At 64.8% G+C, this 20,615-nt stretch carries 22 protein-coding genes and 1 tRNA gene; 12 read left to right on the top strand and 11 right to left on the bottom strand.

What is annotated here, in order from left to right:
• Positions 1-456: 456 nt before the first annotated feature.
• On the bottom strand, positions 457-759 hold the full coding sequence (locus IVB31_RS15330; protein WP_247323509.1) for a hypothetical protein: 303 nt from the start codon (positions 757-759) through the stop codon (positions 457-459).
• A gap of 194 nt (positions 760-953) precedes the next feature.
• Positions 954-1,038, bottom strand: a tRNA-Leu gene (locus IVB31_RS15325).
• A 156-nt stretch (positions 1,039-1,194) separates the two neighbouring features.
• Here IVB31_RS15325 and IVB31_RS15320 point away from each other — a divergent pair.
• Positions 1,195-1,734 carry a disulfide bond formation protein B gene (locus tag IVB31_RS15320; protein ID WP_247323507.1) on the top strand — a complete coding sequence of 180 codons (540 nt, stop codon included), beginning with the start codon at positions 1,195-1,197 and terminating at the stop codon, positions 1,732-1,734.
• 3 nt (positions 1,735-1,737) lie between these two features.
• Here the strand turns inward: IVB31_RS15320 and IVB31_RS15315 are convergent, their stop codons facing one another.
• From IVB31_RS15315 to IVB31_RS15305, 3 genes are all read right to left on the bottom strand, one after another.
• Positions 1,738-2,823, bottom strand: a complete 1,086-nt coding sequence (locus IVB31_RS15315; protein ID WP_247323505.1) for an AbrB family transcriptional regulator — start codon at positions 2,821-2,823, stop codon at positions 1,738-1,740.
• 66 nt (positions 2,824-2,889) lie between these two features.
• The gene (locus IVB31_RS15310) at positions 2,890-3,903 is read right to left on the bottom strand and encodes a caspase family protein (protein WP_247323502.1); all 1,014 of its coding nucleotides are present in this window, start codon (positions 3,901-3,903) and stop codon (positions 2,890-2,892) included.
• A gap of 84 nt (positions 3,904-3,987) precedes the next feature.
• On the bottom strand, positions 3,988-4,281 hold the full coding sequence (locus IVB31_RS15305) for a PsiF family protein (RefSeq protein WP_247323500.1): 294 nt from the start codon (positions 4,279-4,281) through the stop codon (positions 3,988-3,990).
• A 202-nt stretch (positions 4,282-4,483) separates the two neighbouring features.
• On the opposite strand from IVB31_RS15305, the gene IVB31_RS15300 reads away from it, so the two are divergent.
• Positions 4,484-4,984 carry a hypothetical protein gene (locus IVB31_RS15300; protein ID WP_247323499.1) on the top strand — a complete coding sequence of 167 codons (501 nt, stop codon included), beginning with the start codon at positions 4,484-4,486 and terminating at the stop codon, positions 4,982-4,984.
• Positions 4,985-5,032: 48 nt separating this feature from the next.
• On the opposite strand, the gene IVB31_RS15295 is transcribed toward IVB31_RS15300, so the two are convergent.
• The gene (locus IVB31_RS15295; RefSeq protein ID WP_247323498.1) at positions 5,033-5,581 is read right to left on the bottom strand and encodes a TetR/AcrR family transcriptional regulator; all 549 of its coding nucleotides are present in this window, start codon (positions 5,579-5,581) and stop codon (positions 5,033-5,035) included.
• A 158-nt stretch (positions 5,582-5,739) separates the two neighbouring features.
• On the opposite strand from IVB31_RS15295, the gene IVB31_RS15290 reads away from it, so the two are divergent.
• From IVB31_RS15290 to IVB31_RS15275, 4 genes are all read left to right on the top strand, one after another.
• On the top strand, positions 5,740-6,216 hold the full coding sequence (locus IVB31_RS15290; protein ID WP_247323497.1) for a PaaI family thioesterase: 477 nt from the start codon (positions 5,740-5,742) through the stop codon (positions 6,214-6,216).
• Positions 6,217-6,262: 46 nt separating this feature from the next.
• Entirely contained in the window at positions 6,263-6,646 is a 384-nt protein-coding gene (locus IVB31_RS15285; protein ID WP_247323496.1) for a CidA/LrgA family protein, read from the top strand.
• Positions 6,643-7,365 (top strand): LrgB family protein, encoded by a 723-nt coding sequence (locus tag IVB31_RS15280; RefSeq protein WP_247323495.1) that lies wholly within the window; start codon positions 6,643-6,645, stop codon positions 7,363-7,365. The genes IVB31_RS15285 and IVB31_RS15280 overlap by 4 nt, the downstream gene beginning before the upstream one ends.
• Before the next feature lie 87 nt (positions 7,366-7,452).
• Positions 7,453-8,115 (top strand): DsbA family protein, encoded by a 663-nt coding sequence (locus IVB31_RS15275; protein WP_247323494.1) that lies wholly within the window; start codon positions 7,453-7,455, stop codon positions 8,113-8,115.
• Between the two features lie 72 nt (positions 8,116-8,187).
• On the opposite strand, the gene IVB31_RS15270 is transcribed toward IVB31_RS15275, so the two are convergent.
• From IVB31_RS15270 to IVB31_RS15260, 3 genes are all read right to left on the bottom strand, one after another.
• Positions 8,188-8,394, bottom strand: a complete 207-nt coding sequence (locus IVB31_RS15270; protein WP_028159206.1) for a hypothetical protein — start codon at positions 8,392-8,394, stop codon at positions 8,188-8,190.
• An 82-nt stretch (positions 8,395-8,476) separates the two neighbouring features.
• Positions 8,477-9,547: a phospholipase gene (locus IVB31_RS15265; RefSeq protein ID WP_247323493.1), complete on the bottom strand. Its 1,071-nt coding sequence runs from the start codon at positions 9,545-9,547 to the stop codon at positions 8,477-8,479.
• Between the two features lie 28 nt (positions 9,548-9,575).
• Positions 9,576-10,547 (bottom strand): S1C family serine protease, encoded by a 972-nt coding sequence (locus IVB31_RS15260; RefSeq protein ID WP_247323492.1) that lies wholly within the window; start codon positions 10,545-10,547, stop codon positions 9,576-9,578.
• Between the two features lie 283 nt (positions 10,548-10,830).
• Here IVB31_RS15260 and IVB31_RS15255 point away from each other — a divergent pair, with 283 nt between their 5' ends.
• The 6 genes from IVB31_RS15255 to IVB31_RS15230 all read left to right on the top strand — a co-directional run bounded on the left by IVB31_RS15255 (position 10,831) and on the right by IVB31_RS15230 (position 18,136).
• Positions 10,831-12,249 carry a M20 family metallopeptidase gene (locus IVB31_RS15255; protein ID WP_247323487.1) on the top strand — a complete coding sequence of 473 codons (1,419 nt, stop codon included), beginning with the start codon at positions 10,831-10,833 and terminating at the stop codon, positions 12,247-12,249.
• A 264-nt stretch (positions 12,250-12,513) separates the two neighbouring features.
• Positions 12,514-14,304 (top strand): peptide ABC transporter substrate-binding protein, encoded by a 1,791-nt coding sequence (locus IVB31_RS15250; RefSeq protein WP_247323486.1) that lies wholly within the window; start codon positions 12,514-12,516, stop codon positions 14,302-14,304.
• A 29-nt stretch (positions 14,305-14,333) separates the two neighbouring features.
• Positions 14,334-15,293: an ABC transporter permease gene (locus IVB31_RS15245; RefSeq protein ID WP_247323481.1), complete on the top strand. Its 960-nt coding sequence runs from the start codon at positions 14,334-14,336 to the stop codon at positions 15,291-15,293.
• Positions 15,259-16,176: an ABC transporter permease gene (locus IVB31_RS15240; protein WP_247323479.1), complete on the top strand. Its 918-nt coding sequence runs from the start codon at positions 15,259-15,261 to the stop codon at positions 16,174-16,176. Before IVB31_RS15245 ends, IVB31_RS15240 begins: the two co-directional genes overlap by 35 nt.
• Positions 16,176-17,171 carry an ABC transporter ATP-binding protein gene (locus tag IVB31_RS15235; RefSeq protein ID WP_247323477.1) on the top strand — a complete coding sequence of 332 codons (996 nt, stop codon included), beginning with the start codon at positions 16,176-16,178 and terminating at the stop codon, positions 17,169-17,171. The genes IVB31_RS15240 and IVB31_RS15235 overlap by 1 nt, the downstream gene beginning before the upstream one ends.
• A complete protein-coding gene (locus tag IVB31_RS15230) occupies positions 17,168-18,136 on the top strand; it encodes a dipeptide ABC transporter ATP-binding protein (RefSeq protein WP_247323476.1) in 969 nt (322 codons plus the stop codon). The genes IVB31_RS15235 and IVB31_RS15230 overlap by 4 nt, the downstream gene beginning before the upstream one ends.
• 71 nt (positions 18,137-18,207) lie before the next feature.
• Here IVB31_RS15230 and IVB31_RS15225 read toward each other — a convergent pair whose 3' ends face one another.
• Complete coding sequence (locus IVB31_RS15225; protein ID WP_247323473.1) at positions 18,208-20,112, bottom strand: diguanylate cyclase; 1,905 nt, start codon at positions 20,110-20,112, stop codon at positions 18,208-18,210.
• A 180-nt stretch (positions 20,113-20,292) separates the two neighbouring features.
• Positions 20,293-20,514 carry a dodecin gene (locus IVB31_RS15220; RefSeq protein WP_247323454.1) on the bottom strand — a complete coding sequence of 74 codons (222 nt, stop codon included), beginning with the start codon at positions 20,512-20,514 and terminating at the stop codon, positions 20,293-20,295.
• Positions 20,515-20,615: the final 101 nt, after the last annotated feature.

Genomic DNA, 20,615 nt, shown 5'->3' with positions numbered 1-20,615 from the left:
GCACTCGCAGGGTGGGTTTGCCCGTGAGCGAGAGAGCGGCGCGCGCACGACCGGTGCGGTCCGCGTACGGCAAAAGCGTGTGGTCCTGACGCCCGGGGTCTGTGCGTCAAGGCTTGCGGTGGTGCTGCGGCCCGACCGGGTCCGCAACATCAGTCATCTGCAAGGCGACGGGGGCAATAGTGCATCGCTCCCCGGGGAGAGCACGCCATAAGCCGTCAAACCACTGCGCAGGGAAAGGCCGGGATGTCCAGGCTGCCCTGTATGCCGCTGTGCCTTTGTTTTTGCTATTTGCGCACAGTGGACCGCGGGTGCCAGCCGGCGCCCGGCCTTCCCTGCGCCCTTTCCACGGAAGGGGCGTCAAGAGAAGCACACGACTCGGGCGTCATGCGCCGCGAGACTATATGGGCATGTTTTACCGTTGCTTGAAACTTGAATTGCGCGCGCGCGTCCTGCCCATCACCGCGACAACTCGCAGGTCGCCACGCGGTTGATGTCGGCGAGCCGGCGGTTGGCGTCGCCCTCAAGATCGATACTCGCCACCAGCCCCAGCAGGCGGTGATAGGCGCCGTCGGCGATTTCGACCGGCAGCGGAGCCTCGTCAAAGGTCTCGACATAATCGCCGACGAGGTCGCTCAACAAGCGGCACAGCCCGCGCTGGGACGGATCGTCCCGACTGAGCGTCTCGAGCTTTTGCTGGAATGTCTGGAAAGTGCGCAGGCCGTGGTGCTGTTGCGAAAGCCACGTGTGCAGGTCGTTCATATCAGCCTCTTCGAGTGACGGAAGAAGCTACCGGCTTATACAGGCGGGATGTGACGATTGCTAGGGAGGGGGAGGTGACCGAGCCTGTTGCGACAGTCCGCCTTCGCCAAGGCTTCGGCGCGACAGCCTTCGCGGCTTCGCGCAAATCGAGTTACGTCCGGCTTGCCTAGCCGTAGCCGCGAAGCGGCGAAGGCTGGTGCCCCTGGCCGGAATCGAACCAGCACTCCTTGCGGAACTCGATTTTGAGTCGAGCGCGTCTACCAGTTCCGCCACAGGGGCCCTCGGTCGGCCCCAAAACGGGGCGTCGCGAAGCCGGCGGACTATAGCCATGGACCGGACGGGGTCAACCCGCGCCAAAGTGATGTTCGCCGTTCTCGACAGCCGCATGGGCCGGGGCTAGAGGCTAAGGAAAGCGACCTACCGGAAGAGGCTGCCGTGACGACCCAGAGTGCCGCAATACCTGCATTCAAGCAGGCCAGCGCCGGTCCCGCGCTGACCGCCTCGCTTCTCGTCACCTTGATCGCCGCGGCGACCATTGCGGGCGCCTGGTTCTTCCAGTTGGTGCTCGGGATCGTGCCCTGTCCGCTCTGCCTGGAGCAGCGCTACGCCTATTACCTCGCGATCCCGCTCGGTCTGCTGATCGCTCTCGCGGCACGGGGCGGCGCGCCGAGGCCGCTGCTGCTCGCAGGCCTTGCGATCCTCGCGCTGGCGAGCCTCGCCAATGCCGGGCTCGGCACCTACCATGCCGGCGTCGAATGGGGCTTTTGGAAAGGACCGACCGACTGCTCCGGTCCCGTCGTCAATCTCGGCAGCGCCACCGACCTGCTGTCGCGGCTCGACAGCGTGAAGGTGGTCCGCTGCGACGAGGTGCAGTGGCGCTTCCTCGGCCTGTCGCTTGCCGGCTACAATTTGCTGATCTCGCTGTTGATGGCCGCGATCGCCGCGTTGGGATTTGCGGCGACGGCGAAGCGCTAAGCTTCAATCATCCACATCGTCCTGCGTGCGCCCGAACAGGTGCACGATGCCCGGCGTCGCGATCGTCACGAAGACGAAACGCGAGAGGTGATGTGCGCCGACGAAGATCGGGTCGATGTGCAGCGTCAGCGCCAGCGCCAGCATGGCGTCCATCGCGCCCGGCGCGTAGGCGACCACGACGTCGGAGAATTTCACCTGTGTGGTGAGTGCCACGATGCCGACGAAGATCGCGGAGACGGCGATGGCGACAGCAAACGAACCGAGCGCCGCGTTGATGTGACCGGCGAGCGTCTTGATCTGCATCCGCGCGAAGCGGCTGCCGATCAGGGCGCCGATGCCGACCAGCGCCACGCCGCGCACCCAGTCCGGCAGGCCGCCCTCGACCCAGCCTGCGCCATGCAGCACGCTCGAGCCGATCATCGCGCCGAACATCCAGCTCGCCGGAAACTTGATCAGCCGCAAGAGGAGCGCCGCGGCCAGCGAGGCCGCGACCAGCTCGACGAGGTCGAGCGGCGAGGCGATCGTGGTCGTCAGCGACGGCGCGACGGAGGGCGCGACGCCGGCGAACGCCAGCACCATCGGCAGCGCCGCGGTGAGGATGATGACGCGCATGGTCTGCACCACCGCGATGCCCGGCAAATCGGCGCCGCGCTCGACCGCCAGAATCGTGATCTGCGACAGCGCGCCGGGGCTGCCGGCGAGGAAGGCCGAGGTGCGGTCCCAGCCGTGGACGCGCTGGAGGTAATAGCTCGATCCGAAGGTCGAGCAGAAGGTCGCGAGCGCGAGCAGGCCGATGGTGAGCGGATAGGCGCTGACCTGCTGAAGCAGATGGCGCGAGACGACCGACCCCAGTGAAATGCCGAGCAGCACCAAAACGGTCTGGGTCAGGATCGGCGGCAGCATCAGCTTGCGTCCGGCGATCGCGGCAATTCCGACCGCGATCATCGCGCCCGAGATCAGCCCGCCGGGAAGGCCGGCAAGCAGAAACATCAAGCCGCCGGCGGTGCCGATGACCAGCGTTTCCGCCGTGCTCAATAGCTCGGCACGGCTCGGCCATTCGAACGTCAGGGAGGCGGTGATTTGCTTCACGCCACCTTATTGCAAATCGGCGAGAGGCGCACAATTGCAAGCTCGTCATGCCGCAATGCGTCCCGACTATTTCTGAACGAAATAGAAATCCTGTCGGCCGGATACGGAGCCGTAGCTGAACGGCTTCTGCTTGCCGCCGGTCATCTCGATCACGTCGTCGCGGACCGTATCGAACAGCCGCCGGACCTCGAGCCCCGGCACCCGAATGTCCTTGACGAACGCGGTGGTGAACGGGCTGTGGGCGCCGTCTCCATCGAGCGCCACTTCGCCGTCCTTGGCCGCGAACACGACCAGCGTCCCGGCGTCGGGTTCGATCGGCGCCAGCCCGCGGGAGACCGAGCGCGAGGCGACGGACAATGTTCGCTTCATGCGGGCGGCGAACGGGTTGTTCCGGCATGCATCCAGAACGACCAGCCGCAACTTCCTGGCCCGTTCCGCAACGTTGAGGACCTGATCGAGCGCAATTGCTTCGAACGACATGTCGCGATCCGAACCGATCGTCGCGTCGACGGGGATGAGGTAGTTGACCCCGCCAACTTCTATGCCGTGACCTGCATAATAGATCACGGACCAGTCGGCCCTCTCGGCTTGTGTGGCAAAAGTGCGCAGCGCCTGGATGAGTTGATCGCGGCCGAGATTGGTCCGCAGCGTGACTTTTTCGAAGCCCGTCGCCCTGAGCGCGTCGGCAACCTCGGCAGCGTCACGCTCGGGATTGGGCAACGAGGGCACATTTTTGTATGTGGAATTGCCCAGCACCAGCGCGACGCGATGTTCGGATTCCGTCTGTCGGGGCGTGAGGGGAAGCGGTGTCTGTTGGGGCGGCCGGCTCTCGCGTTTCGTCGCGGCGGTGTCCTGCTCCCGGGGCGTCACCGAATGCGTGGCGGGCGCCGTCGCTCCGGTCTTGCAGCTCTTGCGAAATGCGCTCCGTTCGGGCCCGTGCAGTCCACGGGCATCGGCCTGCCTTGAACATTCCAGCGCAAGAGAAGAAGGAGAGTTCGGTTCGACCTGAGCGACTGCTGCGCCGGCGACACTCACGGCAACTACAACACCGAGCAGGCGAATCCTCTTCCATCCGGACATTCGACCCCCTGGCCCGTACCTGTTCAATCATCGGCTTCATCCTCCCCCGAGTCCGAAGGAGGATGAAGCCCAAAATGTCCGCGGCTACTTCTTGTCGGCTGAGGCCGGAGCGGGGGCAGCGGTGCCGGCCTTGGCTTCCTTCATGCATTCGCGGCGGAATTTCTTGCGCTCCTTGCCCTTGAGAGCCTTGGCGTCGGCCTGCTTGGAGCATTCGAGCGACTCGGCCGTGTGCTCTTTCGGCGTTTTCTTGTCGGTGGGGGCGGCGGTCGTGGTCTTGGTATCGGTCTTGGCTGCCGGGGCCGCAGTCTGGGCGAAAGCGGCTCCGGTGGCGAGCAGGGAGGCGAGGGCGACGACGGTGAGGCGAGAGGTGAAGGTCATGATGTTGCACTCATCTTGCGAGAATTGCGAAGGGTTGGGAACGTCGGCTCGCGTTGCTGAACGCGACATGAATAATCTGAACGGGAGGGATCACTATATTTTGGCGGCAGAAGCCATCGCTCCTTGTCCCGAGCCGGCGGCAAGCTAGGATAGCAATCCTCGTTTCACTTCCGTCGGGGAAGACCAAGGAGGAGACCTCAGGATGACCATTCAGACAAGATTGTTGTGTGCGATTGCGGTGTCGGGTGTTGCCGCGTTGATGGCCACCGCGCCGGCGCAGGCGCTGACCTCGCAGGAGTGCAGCGCGAAATATCAGGCCGCCAAGAAGGACGGCTCGCTCGGCACCACGAAGTGGAATGACTTCCGCAAGGCCCAGTGCGGTGCGGATGCAACGCCGGCTGCTGCGCCGACCGCGGCTGCTCCTGCTGCGCCCGCCGCTCCCGCCGAGCCGAAGGCGGCCGCGAAGAAGGACGCGGCCCCCGCTGCCGCCCCGGCACCGACCATGCCGATGGGCAACGCCGTCTTCCCGAATGCGGTCGATGCGAAATATGCCAAGGAGACCGCCGGCAAGGCGCGCCTCCACACCTGCGTCGACCAGTACAACGCCAACAAGACCACCAACGGCAATGGCGGCATGAAGTGGATCGAGAAGGGCGGCGGCTATTACAGCGAATGCAACAAGAAGCTGAAGGGCGCCGCCTGAAGCTTCAAGACGATGCGCGAGGCCGGGGCAGAGCCCCGGCCTCTTGCTTTAATCCAGTAGCTTCTCGGCCGATTTCGCCACGAGCTGCGACCGCTTGCGCGGGCCGCGCTCGACGAACAGCAGGCTCTGGCCGAAGATGAAGCAATAGAACAGAAAGGCCTGCGCTTCGGCCGCCTCGGCCTCGAGGCCGGTGGCGCGATAGAGCTCGGCGACGTGCTTCAGCCGCGCCGCGTCCACGCTCGCCACCGCTGCAGCGGCGTCCTCGTCCGAGCGGGCCCATTGCCGGATCGCAAGCTCGATCGCCATCCCTTCCGGATTGACCCGCTCGGAATAGAGCTGGATCACCGCCTTCAGCCGCTCGCGGGGCGCTTGGCCGTCGAGGCTGGTCTGCTGCGCGATCGTCGTTGAGCGTCCCTCGCGCCAGCGCTCCAGCATGACACCGAGCAGCGCGGCACGGTCGGCGAAGCGGCGGTAGAAGCCGCCCTTGGTGACGCCCAGGTTCTTGGCGAGCACCTCGACCCGCACCCCCTCGACCCCCGATCGGGCGAGTTCGGTGAACCCCGCCTCGACCCAGACATCGCCCTTGCCGTCGCTCATGCAGGAAGCCTCGCCAGTTCTTGATACGGTGCCGTATTGCTAACGCGGAAGGCGGCTGATACGCTACCGTATCAACAATCAAAAGGCAGAACGGGCCAGGGAGGAGCGGCGATGGTGCAGGAGGCGACTTATCGCGGCACGGTCTATCCGTCTGAGCGATGACCGCATTCGAGCCGAAGAATCCCGGCTATCGCACGGCGACCATTGCCATGTTCGAGGGCCAGCCGGCGATGCGCACGCTCGGCATCGTGATCGTCCGCCTTGGGCCAGGCGAAGCCGAGCTTGCGATGCTGTATTCGCCGGCCTTCACGCAGCAGAATGGTTTTGTCCACGCCGGCATCATCACCGCGGGACTCGACAATGCCTGCGGCGTGGCCGCCTTCACCCTGATGCCGCGCGAGGCCGACATCCTCACCGTGGAGTTCAAGACCACGCTGCTGGCGCCGGCCCGGGGCACGCGCTTCGTCTTCGAGGCCGAGGTCGTCAAGCCGGGCCGCACGCTGACCTTCTGTGAGGCCAGGGCCTTTGCCGAACACGAGGGCAAGACCACGCTGATCGCGACCATGACCGGGACGCTGATGGCGATGCTGCCTCGCTCTGCTGCCCCGCAAGCGCGGACCGCAGCCCGCGCATAATGCGGCGATTGACAAGCCTGCCGGCGCATCTCTTGATGCGAGCGTCATGCTTGCCAGTCTCGGCCTCATCCTGCTCTGCCAGTTGATCGGCGAAGCCGTCGTGCGCGGCCTCGGCCTGCTATTGCCCGGACCCGTGCTCGGCCTGCTGCTGCTCCTGATCCTGCTGCTGGCCCGAGACCGTTTTTCCCGTCTCGCGCGCGGGCCGCTCCGCAACGACGGCGTGGAGACGGCCAGCAAGGGTTTGCTGGCACATTTGTCGCTGCTGTTCGTGCCGGCCGGGGTCGGTATCGTGCAGAAGCTCGACCTGCTCGCATCCCACGGCATCGCCATCGTCCTGGTGCTGGCGCTCTCGGTGGTTGTCACGCTGCTCGCGACCGTGCTGAGCTTCCGCTTCGTCAGCCGCCTGTTGAGGCAACAGGACGTGCGATGAGCGACAATCCGTTCTCGCTCTGGGTCTATCTCTCGCAGTCGCCGCTGCTCTGGCTGACCGTGACGCTGCTGGTCTATGCGACCACGGATGCGGTATCGCTGGCGACGCGGCGCCATCCGGTGGCCAATCCTGTGCTGCACGCGATGTGGATCATCGGCGCGTTCCTGCTCGCGACCGGGACTTCCTACACGACCTATTTCGCCGGCGCGCAGTTCGTGCACTTCCTGCTGGGGCCCGCCACTGTTGCGCTGGCCGTGCCGCTTTATGAGAATCGCAAGCGGGTGGTTGCCTCCATCGTGCCGATGCTGGTGGCGCTGGTCGCAGGTTCGGTCACGGCGGTGGTGTCGGTCGTGTTGCTGGCCGAGCTCGCCGGCCTGCCGCGCGACGTGGTGCTGTCGCTGGCGCCGAAATCCGTCACGGCCGGCGTTGCCATGGGGATCGCCGAATCCCTGCACGCCGATCCCTCGCTCGCGGCGGTCGCCGTGATTCTCACCGGCATCATGGGCGCGATCATCGTGACGCCGCTGATGAATCGTACCGGGGTCACCGATTACCGGGCACGCGGGTTTGCGGCAGGTCTGGCGGCGCACGGTATCGGCACCGCACGGGCGTTTCAGGTCGACGAGATTGCCGGGGTCTTTTCCGGCATCGCCATGAGCCTGAACGCTTTGGTGACGTCGTTCCTGGTACCCTTGGCGGTCACGCTGCTGGTGCGATGACATCGCCGTCGCGACACTCTATATGACCTGTAACAATTCCGGGTCTCGAACCGTATCGACGGAGATGGGACCGAAACGGGACGAGATATGGCTGGATTCAGGAACAAGAAGGACCTCGTGCCGACGCGGCGCGCGGCATTGACGCTGATCGGAGCCGGCGCGCTCGCGACGGGCGCGATCACCTCGGCGCTGGCGGCGGCCGGCGAGGACGAGGTCCTGACCGAAACCAGGGTGCTGCGCGATCCCGATACTCCCGTCGCCGGCAATCCCGACGGCAATATCTCCATCGTCGAATGGTCCGACTACAATTGCCCCTATTGCCGCAAGCTCGAGCCCGAGTTGCGCCAGGTCGTCCAGGACGACGGCAAGGTCAGGCTGGTGATGAAGGACTGGCCGATCCTCGGGCCGGTCTCGGTCACCGCGGCGCGGATCGCGCTCGCGGCGAAATACCAGGACAAGTACCACAAGGCCCATGATGCCATGATGGGCGTCAGCTCGCGCCTGACCGAGCCCCGCATCAACGAGCTGCTCGCGGCCGCCGGCGTCGACATGGACCGACTGAAGCGCGATCTCACCGACCATGGCTCGGACATCGATGCCCTTCTCAAGCGCAACAACGAGCAGGCCGAAGCCTTCGGCTTCCGCGGCACCCCGTCCTTTATCGTCGGCAAGTACCGCGTGCCCGGCGTGCTCAGCATGAACGAGTTCGAGCAGGTCATCGCCGACGCCCGCAAGGCCAAGATGAACTGACGCATTCGGTGCGCGCAACACAAAGGCGCCGCCGCGGACTCGCGACGGCGCCTTGTTCATGATACGGCTTTGTTACTTCGACGAGATCCGGACCCAGTCCTTGTGCGCGCGATCGCGCAGCGCGTCCCAGTCGGCCTTGGCGACATCCCAGTTCACGATAGTGCGATTGGTGGTCGCGACCTCGCCATTGGCGACCGACGACGTCTGCATGGAGTCATAGACGTACACGCCGCAGCCGAGCAGCAGGGCACCCAAGATCATTCCGAAAAACGTCTGCATTTGCGAACCTCCGGTGACGGGCGATAACGTCGGCCCGGAGTGATGGTTCCGCGGCAGTGCGGCGCAGGTAAGGAGAGGTTGTTCATTTTCCATTCAGCCAATGCAGCAATTCGGCGTTGATCTCTCGCGGATAAGTGTGGCTGAGGTCGTCGATCTCGCGATAGGTGACGTCGGCGCCGGCGGCGGAGAGGGTGGCCTGGGTCTGTCGCGCGGTCTGAACCGGAAACATCCAGTCGAGCTTGCCGTGGGTGATGAAGATCGGCAGGCGCTGCAGGCGCGTGGCGTCGGCCATCTCCGCCATCAACGGATGGAAGGTCGCCGACACCGGCGCGAGATGCGTGAAGGGCGAGGCGCCGTCCAGCCCGGTGACGTAGCAGAAGGTACCGCCGTCGCTCATGCCTGTGAGCAGCATGCGCGAGGCGTCGATGGTCCAGCGGCTGCGCACGGTTTCGAGAATGCGCATGAGGTTGGGCGTGTCGGCGTCGTCACCCATCAACGCCCAGGTCGGGCCGGTCGCGGTCGGTGCCACCAGGATCGCACCCAGGCTGCGGGCGTCACGCAGCCAGCTCCACAGAAAGCCGCGGCCGTTGCCGCTGCCCCCATGCAGCGCCATCACCAGCGGCATGGCGCGGTCGGGCGTGTAATATTCAGGCACGTAGAGCGAAAAGCCGCCGCGACTGCCGGGCTCGTTGTGATCGTGGACGATGCCGGTGTGCTCGCCCGCGCCGGCTTCCAGCCGCGACAATAGGCCGGCATTCTCGCGATTGGCGGCGTTGAGGAAGAAGCTGCTCACCGGCGGAAATTGAGCCGCCAGTGGATACAGCGCCTCCTGCGCGCGCGGCACATGGCGCAGCGCGCGAAAGACCGCGATGAGATCGCCATTGCCACGCTCGACCTCGCGGATGCCGGCAAAGGCGGCGAGCGTCTCGTCGCAGGCACGATCGAGTTGCTCGCGCAGTCCGGTGAACTGTTCCGGCCAGTCGCCGATTGCCGCGCGCGCCGTTTGCAGCGCCTCGTCCGGCGTGCCGATCGCATTCATCATCGAGGCAAAGGCAGGCGGATGCAGATGCCGCGCGAAGAAGCCGAGTGCTTCCAGCGCATTGAGCAGCGGCGGTAGCACGGCCACGATGTCGTCAACGACGGCCTCGCTCATCGTCGCTTCCTTGCTTCAGTCCGGTTTGTCAGTGCAGCTTCGGCGCCTTCAAGAGCTTGAAGCGATCGGTCGAGGTCACCGTGACGTCGAAGGTGACGCCTTCATGATGTACCGTCAGCGGCACGTCGACGCCGGCTGCTCCCAGCCCCCACAGCTTCTTGTAGAAGGCGGTCTGGCTCGTGACCTTGTCGCCGTCCACGGCGAGAATGACGTCGCCGGTCTTGAGTTCGGCACGGGCGGCCGGACCGTTGGCGGAGATCCCGATCACCACCACGCGGTTGTCGATCTCTGTCGAAAAGAGTCCGAGCCACGGCCGTGAAGGCTTGTTGACGCGACCGAACTTGCGCAAATCGTCCAGGATCGGTTTCAGCAAATCGATCGGCACGATCATGTTGACGTGCTCGGCCTTGCCGTCGCGCTCGCGTTCGAGCTGGAGCGAGCCGATGCCGATCAGCTCGCCGCGTTCGTTGAGGAGCGCCGTGCCGCCCCAGTTCGGGTGCGCGGGATAGGTGAAGACGGCCTCGTCCAGCAGATATTCCCAATAGCCGGCGAATTCCTGCTTGGCCACGATCTGGCTCGCGACCGAGCGCGTGCGCCCGCCGGCGCCGCCGACGACGACGCGATCGCCGAGCCGGGTCTCGGCCGAGACGCCGAGCGGCAGGGGCTCGACGTCGAGCTGGCCGAGCGCCTGCACCAGGCCAAAGCCGGTGACGGCATCGAAGCCGAGCACATGTCCTTCCACCACACGCCCGTCGCCAACGTGGAGCCACACGGACTCTGCTTCGGTGATGAGATAACCGATGGTGAGCACCAGCCCGTCGTCGATCACGACGCCGTTGCCGGCGCGTTCGGTGCCCAGCGTCTCGGCGCTGAAGGCGTCCGGCGGGATGATGGCATGCAGGCCGACGACGGAGGCGAGCGCACGGTCGAGATCGAAGCCGTAATCGCTGGCCCGCGGTTGATTGGCCGGCGGCACTCTCCATTCGGTCAGGGCGGGCATGGAGTTCTCCTGGCTGAGAGCATCGCTCCGCCGATGCTGCGGACGACGCGCGAAGCACGCATAATTTAGGCTGGAGGAGGCCATCTTGAAAGCCTCGTCCCCCAACAATTCCGGAGAACGCCGTGTGAAATCTTCGAACGGCACGGGAACGGTTCATGCACGGTCGACAAAGTTGGCCTCCGGCATTGGCCGCATGGCTGCTGTCCGGCGAGGTGCTAGGCGCGGTACAATGAAGCTGCTAACCATTGCCGCTTCGTTTGACCCAGGGATCACGGACCGAAGCATGGACAACCGCAGCGACATCTGGCGTGGCATTGACACGATCAAGGCACGTTTCATCGACCTCAGCGACAAGGTCTGGGGCATGCCGGAGGTGTGCTACACCGAGGCGCGGTCAGCCGCAGAACATCTCGCCGAGCTGCGCCATCAGGGTTTCCGCATCACCGAGAACGTCGCGGGCATCCCGACAGCGGTGATGGGCGAATGGGGCGAGGGCGGCCCGGTCATTGCCTTCATGGGCGAATATGACGCGTTGCCGGGCCTCAGCCAGGAGGCGGGCGTCGCGGAGCATCGTCCGGTCGAGACCGGCGGCCATGGCCATGGCTGCGGTCATAATCTGCTCGGTTCCGCAGCTCTCCTCGCCGCGACCGCGGTGAAGGACTGGCTCGCCGAGAACAAGGTGCCCGGCCGCGTGCGCTATTACGGCTGCCCTGCAGAGGAAGGCGGCGCGGCAAAAGCCTTCATGGTGCGCTCCGGCGCGTTCGAGGATGCCGACATCGCCATCACCTGGCATCCGCACAGCTTCTGGGAAGTCGCGGTGACGCCGTCGCTCGCCAACACGCGCGCCGACTTCATCTTCACCGGCCGCACCTCGCATGCGGCCGCCTCGCCGCATCTCGGCCGCTCCGCGCTCGACGCGGTGGAGCTGATGAATGTCGGTGTGAACTACATGCGCGAACACATGCCGAGCGACGCGCGCGTGCATTACGCGCTGCTCGACACCGGCGGCATCGCCCCCAACGTGGTGCAGGCGCATGCGCGCGTGCGCTACTCGATCCGCGCCCGTGATCTCCCCGGCATGAACGAGCTGGTCGGGCGCGTGAGCAAGATCGCGGACGGCGCGGCGTTGATGACCGAGACCAAGGTCGAGATGAAGATCATCTCCGCGGTCTCCAACATTCTGCCGAACACGCCGCTGGAGCAGGCGCTGCATCGGGTCATGGAAGAGCTTGGACCGCCGCATTTCGACGAAGCGGACAAGGGTTTTGCCAGCCAGATCCGCGCGACGCTGAGCGACAAGGATATCGAGTCGGTCTATTACGCGATCGGCATGGAGCAGACCGATCGGCCGCTGGCCGACTTCCTGGTGCCGCTCGATGCCAAGCGCAACCCGCTGGTCGGCTCGACCGACGTCGGCGACGTGAGCTGGGTGGTGCCGACCGTGCAGGTTCACGCACCCACGGTTGCAATCGGCACGCCCTTCCACACCTGGCAGGTGGTGGCGCAGGGCAAGAGCGCGCATGCGCACAAGGCCATGGTGCAGGCCGCCAAGGCGATGGCCGGCATCGGCATCAAGGCGTTGACGGACCCGGATCTGATCAAGGCCGCCAAGGCTGACCTCGCGAAGCGGACCGCCAAGACGCCTTACGTCTGTCCGCTGCCGGACCACGTCGCGCCGCCGCTCGACATGTCCGTGGCGTAGAATTTCGCCTCGATACTTCGTCTGATCCGGCGAACAAATTTTCTGCAGTGCAGCGCGGAATCTGGCGTGTTTTGATGCCGGATTGCCGAACGTATGGGCTGCGGAATATGGTTTTGCCCAACAGACAGTCAGAAGACCGTTTGCATACATACGGTCGCAGTTGACGGGCGCCCCATTCGGTGTGCCATCTACCGCCAGCCAAGCCCGGCGGTCGCCTCGGCGCGATCGCCTGCATCCATACGGGAACCAGACAGGGGGACAACCATGCTGGATAAAGAACTGCGTTCGATGATCGGTGACGTGAAGGACGGGCGGATGGATCGCCGCGCCTTCATTCAGCGCCTGGCTGCGGTGGGTCTCACCGCGCCTTTGGCCAACCAGATCCTCGCGCTTGGCGGCGTCGCCATGGCTGAAGGGGCCTCGACCTACAAGCCGACAAAGCGCGGCGGCGGTGGTGCGCTCAAGCTGTTGTGGTGGCAGGGGCCGACCCTGCTCAATCCGCATTTCGCCACCGGCACCAAGGACCAGGACGGCGCGCGCCTGTTCTACGAGCCGCTCGCCTGTTGGGATCCCGACGGCAACATGAAGCTGGTTCTCGCCGCCGAAATTCCCTCAATCCAGAACGGCGGCCTCGCCGCCGACGGCAAGTCGGTGACCTGGAAGCTCAAGCCGGGCGTCAAATGGCATGACGGCACGCCGTTCACAGCCGACGATGTCGTGTTCAACTGGGAATACGCCAAGGATCCGGCGACCTCCGCGCTGACGATCGCGACGCTCCGCGACATCACGGTCGAGAAGGTGGACGACCTCACGGTCCGCATCCTCTTCAACAAGCCGACGCCGTTCTGGGCCGACGCCTTTGTCGGGGCTCCCAATACCATCATCCCGAAACATCTGTTCAAGGACTATACGGGGTCCAAATCGCGGGATGCGCCGACCAACCTCTCGCCGGTCGGCACCGGCCCCTACAAGTTCGTCGAGTTCAAGCCGGGCGATCTCATTCGCGGCGTGATCAATCCCGACTATCACATGGCGAACCGCCCCTATTTCGATTCGATCGAGATGAAGGGCGGCGGCGATGCCGTCTCTGCCGCGCGCGCGGTGATCCAGACCGGCGAGTATGATTTCGGCTGGAACATTCAGGTCGAGGACGATGTGCTGCTGCGCCTGGAGAAGGGCGGCAAGGGAAGGACCGTCTACGCGGTCGGTGGCGACACCGAGTTCATCGCACTGAACTTCACCGATCCCAACACCGAGGTCGATGGCGAACGCTCCTCGATGAAGACCAAGCATCCGCTGTTTTCCGATCCGGCAGTTCGCAAGGCGCTCTCGCTGCTGATCGATCGCGAGTCGGTCAAGAAGGCGATCTACGGCCGCGCCGGCCGCACCACCGCCAACTTCCTCAATGGGCCGGAAAAATTCGTGTCCAAGAACACCTCGTGGGAGTTCAGCGTCGAGAAGGCCTCGAAGATGCTGGATGATGCCGGCTGGAAGCCGGGCGCCGACGGCATCCGCGAGAAGGATGGCAAGAAGCTGAAGCTCGTCTACCAGACCTCGATCAACGGCCCGCGCCAGAAGACCCAGGCGATCGTCAAGCAGGCCTGCCAGAAGGCTGGCATCGACGTCGAGCTAAAGTCGGTTGTGGCGTCCGTGTTCTTCTCCTCCGACGTCGCAAACCCCGACACCTATGCGCATTTCTACGCCGATATCGAGATGTTCCAGATCCCGCTGAGCCAGCCGGATCCGTCCCAGCACATGCGCCGCTATATGTCGACCAACGTCTCCACGAAGGAGAACAAGTGGCAGGGCACGAACTTCCCTCGCTGGGTCAACAAGGACTACGACGCGACGATCCAAGCCGCGGAAGGCGAGATGGATCCGGTCAAGCGTGCGGCTCACTATATCAAGGCCAACGATATCATGTTCCAGGACACGGTGTTCATCCCCGTGCAGCACCGCCTGAAGGTGGAGGCGGCTGCCAATAATCTGCGGCCCGTCATTTCCGGCTGGGCCAATGAATCCGACAACATCTTCGACTGGTACCGCGAGGAATGATCACGCACGCCTAGAGCGGGTCCTCCCTCATGAGTCAGTATGTCCTGCGTCGCCTCCTGATCGCGATTCCGAGCCTGCTCGGAATTTCGCTCGTGCTGTTCGTCGTGCTCGCACTCGCCCCGGGCGATCCCTTCTCGGAGCTGGCGACCAATCCAAACGTGCCGGCCGAAGTCGCTCTCGCGCTTCGGGCGAAGTTCGGCCTCGACGATCCGATCTATCTTCGCTACGTGCACTGGCTCAACGCCATGCTGCACGGCGACTGGGGTTTCTCCTTCGTCAGCCGGATGAACGTGGACACGCTCATCCTGCAGCGCCTGCCGGCTACGCTGTACGTGATCGGCTCGGCGCAGATCCTGGCACTCCTGATCGCGATCCCGGTCGGGGTCTATGCGGCGACGAAACCCTATTCTCTGTTCGACCAGGTCGCCAACACGCTCGCCTTCGTCGGCTTCTCGCTGCCGACCTTCTTCACCGGCATCCTGTTCATCCTGATCTTCTCGGTCACGCTGGACTGGCTGCCTTTCGTCTACACGACCGACATCAAGGGCACCGGCATTCGCTGGGTGCTGGAGATGATCCGTCAGGCGATCATGCCGGTCGCGGTGCTCGGCCTGTTCCAGGCGGCGTCGATGACCCGTTTCGTGCGCTCGGCGATGCTCGACGTCATCAGGCTCGATTACGTCACCACGGCGCGCGCCAAGGGTCTCGGCCAGGCCAAGGTCATCGTCAAGCACGTCATGCGCAACGCCATGATCCCGGTCGTGACGCTGATCGCGTTGCAGATGCCCGCGGTGTTCGGCGGCGCCATCGTCACCGAGCAGATATTCCGCATCCCCGGCATCGGCTCGCTGCTGATCTCCTCCATCCTTTCCAACGACACGCCGGTGGTGATGGCCGTCACCTTCGTCTTTGCGTGCCTCGTCGTGCTGTTCAATCTCATCGCGGACGTCCTTTATGGCTGGCTTGACCCTCGCATCTCCCTCCGCTGAGCGGCGCGTCTACTCGCCCTGGCGCGAGACGTGGCGGCGCTTTAGCCGCCACAGGCTTGCCGTGGTCAGCGCGTTCCTGCTTCTCGTTCTGATCCTGGCGGTGGTGGCCGGTCCCTTCGTCTGGCGGGTCAAGATCGACGACATCGATATCGTGGCGGGCATGCAGGGGCCGTCGCTGGCCCATCCCTTCGGCACCGACGATCTCGGACAGGACATCCTCGCCCGCATGATCTATGGCGGGCGGATATCGCTCGCGGTCGGCCTCGCCGCGATGCTGGTCTCGGTCTTTGTCGGCGTGCTGATCGGCTCGCTCGCCGGCATGTCGCGCGGCGCGCTCGGTCATGGGCTGATGTGGCTCACCGATCTGTTTTTGTCGTTGCCGCAATTGCCGCTGCTGCTGCTGCTGATTTATCTCTTCCGCGACGGGCTGAAGGCCGCGTTCGGTCCCGAGGGCGGCATTTTCATCCTGATCGTGCTCGTGATCGGCGGCTTGCGCTGGATGCCGGTCGCGCGCCTCGTTCGCGCGCAATTCCTGTCGATCCGCGAGAAGGAGTTCGTCGAGGCTGCGCGCGCGCTCGGAGCGAGCCCGGTGCGGCAGGTGGTGCGCCATATCCTGCCCAATGCGCTCGGCCCCGTGATCATCGCCGGCACCATCGACGTCGCCGCCGCCATCATCGCGGAATCGACGCTGTCCTTCCTCGGTCTCGGATTTCCACCGGATACGCCGACCTGGGGCCGGCTGCTCTATGATGCCAAGGACTTCCTCGACATCGGCCCGCATTGGGCCCTGTTTCCGGGCGGCGCGATCTTCATCGCGGTGGTCGCCATCAACTTCATCGGCGACGGCCTGCGTGACGCGCTCGATGCGCGACGGGTGATCTGATGGCGCCGCTGCTCGAGATCAAGGGACTGAAAACCCACTTCTCCACCGACGACGGCATCCTCCAGGCCGTCGACGGCGTCGACATCTCCATCAACCGAGGCGAGACGCTCTGCGTCGTCGGCGAATCCGGCTGCGGCAAGACGGTCACCGCGATGTCGATCCTCAAGCTGATCGCGATGCCGCCGGGCCGTATCGCGGCGGGCGAGATCATCTTCGAGGGCCGCGATCTGGTGCCGCTGACGAGCAACCAGCTCGACGAGATCCGCGCCAAGGAGATCGGCTTCATCTTCCAGGAGCCGATGACCTCGCTCAACCCGGTCCTGACGATCGGCGAGCAGATCGCCGAGAGCCTGCGCCGCCACGAGAACGTCACCAGAAAGCAAGCGCTTGAGCGCACCATCGAGATGTTGAAACTGGTGCAGATCCCGAACGCCGAAGGCCGCGTGCACAACTATCCGCACCAGTTCTCCGGCGGCATGCGCCAGCGCGTGATGATCGCGATGGCGCTCGCCTGCAAGCCGAAGCTGATCATCGCCGACGAGCCCACCACCGCGCTCGACGTCACCATCCAGGCGCAGATCCTCGACCTGCTCCAGGACATGAAGGAGCGCTTCGGCATGGCGGTGATGCTGATCACCCATGCGATGGGCGTGGTCGCCGAGACCGCGCAGCGGGTCGTCGTGATGTATGCCGGCAAGGTGGTGGAGGAGGCTGATGTCGACGACCTCTTCAGCAATCCCGGCCATCCCTATACACAAGGACTTATCCGCTCGATCCCGCGCATCGATCTCGCTGCCGAGCACAAGATGCGGCTCGAATCGATCCCCGGCTCGGTGCCGATCCTGATCAATCCGCCGGTCGGTTGCCGCTTCGCCCCGCGTTGTCGCCACGCCATGAGCGTCTGCACGGAGAAGGAGCCGCTGCTGCGCCAGATCGCGCCCGGCCACCGCATGGCCTGTCATTTGGGAGATGCGCAGTTGGAAGGTGCAGCATGAGCGAACCCTTGCTGCGCGTCAGCGGCCTGAAGAAATATTTTCCCGTGCTCGGCGGCCTGTTGTCGCGCCAGGTCGGCAGCGTTTACGCCGTCGATGGAGTCTCGTTCTCGGTCAACCGTGGCGAAACGCTCGGTCTGGTCGGCGAATCCGGCTGCGGCAAGTCGACGACGGGACGTTGCGTGCTGCGCCTGATCGAGCCGACCGACGGCGAGGTCGTGTTCGACGGGCAGGACGTGCGCGAGCTCAGCGGCACCGATTTGCGCGCGATGCGGCGGAACATGCAGCTCGTGTTCCAGGACCCGTTCGCCTCGCTCAACCCGCGCATGACGATCGGCGCGATCCTCGGCGAAGCCTTGATCATCCACAAGCTTGGGTCATCGGCGAAGGAGCGCGAGGAACGTATCGCGAGCCTGCTCGTGAAGGTCGGCCTCAAGGCCGAGCATATGCGCCGCTACCCGCACGAATTCTCCGGCGGCCAGCGCCAGCGTATCGTGATCGCGCGTGCGCTCGCGGTCGAGCCGAAGCTGATCGTCTGCGACGAGCCGGTGTCCGCGCTCGACGTCTCGATCCAGGCCCAGGTCATCAACCTGCTGGAAGATCTCCAGGCCGAGCTGAACCTCACCTATCTCTTCGTCGCGCACGATTTGTCGGTGGTCGAGCACATCTCCGATCGCGTCGCGGTGATGTATCTCGGCCGTATCGTCGAGCTCGCCAAGGCCAGCGACCTCTACCGCAACCCGCAGCATCCCTACACCAGGGCGCTATTATCAGCGGTGCCGGTGCCTGATCCAAAACTCAAGCGTGAGCGCATTCGCCTCAAGGGCGACGTGCCGAGCCCGATGAAGCCGCCGTCGGGCTGCCACTTCCATACCCGCTGTCCCATCGCCCAGCCGCGCTGCTCGGAAAGCGCGCCGGAGTTGAAGGAAGGCGCCGGCGGGCATTTCGTGGCGTGCCATCTCGCCTGAGGGAGAGGGGTACGGCAGATATCGCTTGACGCGGCGTTCATTCGCTTCGCCCAGTGAGCGGTCGCTTCCCGTCACGCGCTCTTCGCGGGCCAGGGCACAACCTGTCCCGACATCACCAGCCGGTCCCGGCCGCTGTCCTTTGCGGCATAGAGCGCGCGATCGGAGGCGGCGACCAGCGTGCTACTGTCCGTCGTGTTTTGGGACGGAAGGCTCGTCGCGGCGCCAACGCTTGCAGTCACCAGGCGGGAGGGCGGATTTTGCGCATGCAGCATGGCGAGATCGTGCAGCGCCTGGCGTATCCCTTCGCCGACCTCGGCGCAGCCCTCCGGACCGGTGTTCGGCAATAGCACGGCGAATTCCTCGCCGCCGTAGCGCGCCACGAGGTCGGCCGGGCGCCTGGCTTGGGCGGACAGAATCCGGCCCAGCGCACGCAGGCAACCATCGCCCGCCAAATGCCCGTAATGGTCGTTGAACTTCTTGAAATGATCGACGTCGATCAGCAGAAGCGAGAGCTGCGTGCCGTCGCGCCGGGCACGCGCCCATTCCTCCGCGAGGCGCTCGTCGAACGCGCGCCGGTTGGCGAGTCCGGTCAGGCCGTCGGTCGTTGCAAGCGAAGCGAGCTTGTCCTGAAGGTCCTTCTGTTCGGTCATGTCGCGCACGACCGCGACGACGCCGTCGATCTCGCCGCTGTCCGACGCCAGGGTCACGTGCAGCGCCGCCTCGACCCAGACCTCGCCCTTGTCGCGATGGCGCTGGCGATAGACGAACCTCGCCTCCTCGGCCTCGCCATTCTTCAGCGCGGCAATGGCCTGCTCGACGCGTTCCATATCGTCGGCGTGAATGCCGGCGAGGGCGGACGTGGCCAGCAGTTCGTCGGCGGACCAGCCGGTGATGCGCACGCACGAGGGCGAGACGTAGAGCAGCCGATTATCCAGCCCGATCCGGGTCACCATGTCGCTGGATTGCTCGGCCAATAGGCGGAAATTTGCTTCCTTGGCGACGAGGGCCTGGGCCATGCGCTGACGCTGCATGAGCTGACGGACCAGGTGGGAGCCGATCACCGCGATCAGCAGCACGAGGCCGACGACGAAGGTCGTGCGCATGGCCGCCGCGCGCCGCCAGGGCGCCAGCACGTCGTCCTGCGACTTGCTCGCGAGTGCCATCAGGGGATAGCGGGTGCTGCGCTGGTAGTAGCTCAACCGCTGCACGCCATCGAGCGGCGACTTGAAATAGTAGACTGCCGCGGCGGGCCGGCTGTCCCAACCCTTAAACAAGGGCGTACTCGACAGATCGCGTCCGACAAAGGCGCCGCTCTCGTCGCGGCTGCGCGCCAGCATGATGCCGCTAGTGTTGAGCAGCGACGCCGAGCCGTTCTGACCGATGTCGAACCGCTCGTAGAACTTGACGAAATAGCTGACGTCGATCGTGAGCAGGGCAACGCCGGCGAAGCCGCCGTCAGCATCGTTGATCCGGCGGGACGCGGTGATGATCCATTGGCCCCCGGCGCGGCTCTTGACAGGGCGTCCGATCAGCGTGCCTTTGTCCTGGGAGTCGCGATGGTGCTGAAAATATTCGCGGTCGCTGTTGTTGAGCTTGGAGAAGTCGACGTGTTCGGTCGTGGCAAGCCATCGCCCGGTCGCGTCGTAGACGAAGATGCCACGGATGCGGTCCGATGATTTGCGTGTCGGCAGATAGGCCTGAAGCTTGGCAATCGTGTCCGGACCCGTCCCGTCGATTTCGAGCCGATGGACCAGCCCGATGAGGACCGTATCGACAAGCTCGAACGTGTCGTCCGCATGCTGGACCAGCGAATGCGCGAGATTGGCGACGTCGATCTCGGCGTTTCTGAGTTCGGTGTTGCGCGTTTCCCATTCGCGCCAGCCGCTCAAGCCCAGGATGGCGAAGCAGGTCAGCACGACAAAACCCGCCGCCCAGTGCGGGAGGCGCGTCTTTCCGAGTTCGCGGCCCGTGGTCATCAGGCTTGCTCCGTTTTCGGCGCAAACCTCTCATTTTGGCCTTAACGGCCTGTTGCAACATCCGCGCGGATTGTGCGAACTTCGTATTCGGCCGGAAGACATCATCGATGTTCGACGGGTTATCGTCGGAGGATGTTAACCACGTAACTTCGCGCGCAGGCTGCGGCTGGCGGGGTCGCCTCACTCAGCCAGCGTGAAGCCGACGCGCAGAGTCACTTGATAGTGCCGCACAGCGCCATTCTCGATGTGCCCGCGCGTCTGCACCACCTCGAACCATTTCATCTCGCGAATGGTCTTGGCGGCGCGGCTGATCGCGTTCTTGATCGCATCCTCGATCGAGGTCTCGGACGATCCGACCAGTTCCAGGATCTTGTAGACGTGATCCTTCTCGCTCGTGGGCATGGTTGAGTCCTCCGTTGGTTGCGCTGCGGCAGGCCCGGATATGTCTGTCGCGGACAGTCGGCGCTCGCGAGACGTCCGGCCCAAGTGTGAACGGATGTCGG

Origin of the sequence: Bradyrhizobium sp. 21 (assembly GCF_023073335.1) — a bacterium.
GTDB lineage: Bacteria > Pseudomonadota > Alphaproteobacteria > Rhizobiales > Xanthobacteraceae > Bradyrhizobium.
The sequence above is the reverse complement of the archived record's forward strand: the minus strand, read 5'-3'. Positions and strand labels throughout refer to the sequence as shown.